We start from the raw sequence: 3,034 nt of genomic DNA on the forward strand, positions 1-3,034 counted from the left end.
CAAATGCGCAAAGCCTGACAGGAAAGGCGCGCGCGCCCGATTTGGATCGGCTATTTCTGCGCTCGCAAACTTTAGTTTTTCCACAGAATCGGCGGAATCCGGACCTTCGCTGCCGGTGCGATGCTTTTATTCGGTTTTGATGGGAGCAGACATTCAGGTGGCAGAAAGTCAGGTTATGCTCTGCAACGCCAGATGACCGTTGCGAGTCCAAGCGCAAAGTGTGCACCGCTTGGTGTTCGGTGGGATCGGCTATCATAACCTTGTAAAAAGGCCCTAAATCGCATATCCGTCGAACTGAACAAAGAGGAGATCTGACGTGCAATTCCAGCTCAACACCGACAGCCACATTCTGGGTGATGAGCGTCTGGCCCAAATAGCCGAGTCAGCCGTTACCAGTGCATTGGGTCATCTGACTGATCGCCTGTCACGTATCGAGGTGCATCTGGTCGATGTGAACGGGGCCAAGGGCGGTGCGGATGATATTCAGTGCACGATCGAGGCGCGACCCGAAGGGATGCAGCCGCAGACCGTCACCCATAGCGACGCTGACGTCGAAGCGGCTTTGCGCGGCGCTGGGAAGAAACTGCGCGCGCTGCTGGACAACGAGTTCGGCAAGCTCGAAAAGCGGCGCTGATCCGCACGACGTCCGGCCTTGCCTGTGCAGGGCCGCCTGAATTTGAGCAATACAGGTTCCCGTCTGGGCTGATCTTTTTATCGAGAGGAGCGAGCCGGAAAATCGTTTCTCAACCATCGCAGCTTTCCCCGCCACGTCAAGCGGCGTCACCCCTCCAATTTGCCGCAGGTTCACTCCAAGCGGCAGTGGCGTGGTCGATCATCACAGCCTTGCGTTGGATTTCCCGAGAACGGGCAAGTCATTGACGACAAGTAGCCATATCAAATCGCAAGCCACCCGTCCTGTGACGGGGCGGAGCTTCGCTTGGCTCTTGGGAGTTCGCAAGACTTCGGCACACTGGTTGGGATGTCAATCAGAATAGGAGACACGAATGCGCCGGCCCGTCCGTTCGACGAAGATACTTGGTGATGTCGGCACCGTTTTTCGCGTGTCGGTTGCAATCGTCGCGATCTTCGTACTGGCTGCGGCGATCGCGCCCGCGGCGGTTGAGCGTGGGGCGCGGGCGGTGCTGCATGCGACAGCGGTGAACGTCGGCTGGATGTACCTTCTGGTCATGACGGGATTCGTCTTTTTCGTGCTGTTCCTTGGCCTGTCGCGGATCGGAACCATAAGATTGGGGGCCCCGGACGAGCGGCCCGAGTTCTCATTTCAAAGCTGGCTTGCGATGATCTTTTCGGGCGGCATGGGCGTTGGCCTCGTGTTTTGGGGCGTGGCCGAACCGATGATGCATTTCAACGCCCCTCCGGTCGACTCCGGGCTGCCGCACACGGCCGAGGCGGCACAGACCGGCATGCTCTATGCCTTCTTTCACTGGGGGTTGCACCAGTGGGCGACTTTTGCGCTGGTGGGGCTTGCCCTCGCCTATGTCCGGTTTCGCCACGAAAGCCATGGCTTGATAAGCGAAACCTTCCGCCCGCTTTTGGGAACTCGCGTGGATGGCGGCTGGGGCAAGGCGATTGACGTGCTGACGGTCGTCTCGACGGTCTTCGGCGTGGCCACGACGCTGGGGCTTGGCGCGTTGCAGATCAACAGCGGTGTCTCACAGCTGACCGGCATCCCCTATGGCTTCCCGGCGCAACTGGTGATCCTCGCTGTTATCGGCATCCTCTTCACGCTCTCGGCGATGACCCCTCTGGACCGTGGCGTACGACTGCTGAGCAATGCCAACATGATGCTTGCGGCGGCGCTTCTTGGCGCGGTACTGCTCTTTGGGCCGACATCCTTCATCTTCGGGGTCTTTACCCAAACCCTGGGCGAATACCTGGGCAACGTCATCCAGATGAGCCTTGTCACCTCGCCTTATTCAGATGGCGCGTGGGTTGAGCAATGGACCATGTTCTACTGGGCTTGGGGGCTAAGCTGGGCGCCGTTTGTCGGGAGTTTCATCGCCCGAATTTCGCGTGGGCGAACCATCCGCGAATTTGTCCTGGGCGTGATGATCGTGCCGGTGGCACTGAGCATGTTGTGGTTTTCAACCTTCGGCGGAGCAGCCATCCAGTTCGAGATCTTCGAGAATGCCGGTATCGCCGACGCCGTTGCGACCGAGGTTCCGGCCGGGCTCTATGCCCTGCTCGATCAATTGCCTGCCAGCGGGGTGCTGACCGTCGCATCCATCGTGCTTGTCGGCATGTTCCTCGTGACCTCGGCGGACTCGGCCACGTTCGTGCTTGGCATGTTCACGTCAAAAGGCGTGCTCAACCCGACACGCGCGGTGCGGGTGCTTTGGGGCTCCTTGCAGATGGTGCTGGTCGTGGTGCTGCTTCTGGTCGGGGGGCTGGAGAGCCTGCGGACCGTTTCGATCATCGCGGCGTTCCCGTTCATGCTTTTGATGATCCTGCTCGCGGTCTCGCTTTACCGTGACCTGTCGCAGGAGATCGCGGCCCGCGATGAGACAGCGCGACTTCTCGAGCAGCGGATCGAACGCTTGCTGCTGCGGGAATCCGAACGCGAGAAGGCCGAGAAAGCTGAGGCCGAAGTTCATCCGACCGTCCCCGAGAACGGACAGTCGGACGAGGCACCTGATGAACGTGACGGCAGCGCCAGTCCGTGAGCGCACAGGTTTAGGGAAGCTGAGCTGCGGCGCACATCTGGTGCTTGAGGTCAGCTTCGGGCCGGTCGTGACGCCCTCAAGGAAGGGCGGATTCTGTTGAAAAACTCGACGCTGCGAAATTCGTCCCAAAATTTTGGAACATCCTTCCTCTAAAGCGACCCTCGGGGAACAACATCCGAAAAAGCAGGCTTCTGCGGGAAGATGTTCTCCGATTTTGGCCGCTTCGGTCCGGATACTGAGTTTTTCAACAAAATCGGCGTATTTTGTTGAAAAACTCGTGCTTGATCGAAGCGTAAGTTGCTGATTCAATTCTTCTGGCCAGCGGGAGAATTGAGCAATGTTGGGACCGA

The 3,034-nt window shown here is 58.9% G+C and carries 3 protein-coding genes; all 3 read left to right on the forward strand.

What is annotated here, in order from left to right; translation table 11 throughout:
• Positions 1 to 196 (forward strand): hypothetical protein (locus V8324_RS21470; protein WP_336421928.1); only part of this gene is annotated, 196 nt, incomplete at its 5' end.
• A gap of 120 nt (positions 197 to 316) precedes the next feature.
• The gene (locus V8324_RS21475) at positions 317 to 634 is read left to right on the forward strand and encodes an HPF/RaiA family ribosome-associated protein (RefSeq protein ID WP_336421929.1); all 318 of its coding nucleotides are present in this window, start codon (positions 317 to 319) and stop codon (positions 632 to 634) included.
• Positions 635 to 1,004: 370 nt separating this feature from the next.
• On the forward strand, positions 1,005 to 2,684 hold the full coding sequence (locus V8324_RS21480) for a BCCT family transporter (protein ID WP_336421930.1): 1,680 nt from the start codon (positions 1,005 to 1,007) through the stop codon (positions 2,682 to 2,684).
• Positions 2,685 to 3,034: the final 350 nt, after the last annotated feature.

The sequence above is a fragment of the Roseovarius sp. D22-M7 genome (assembly GCF_037083785.1).
Classification (GTDB): domain Bacteria; phylum Pseudomonadota; class Alphaproteobacteria; order Rhodobacterales; family Rhodobacteraceae; genus Roseovarius.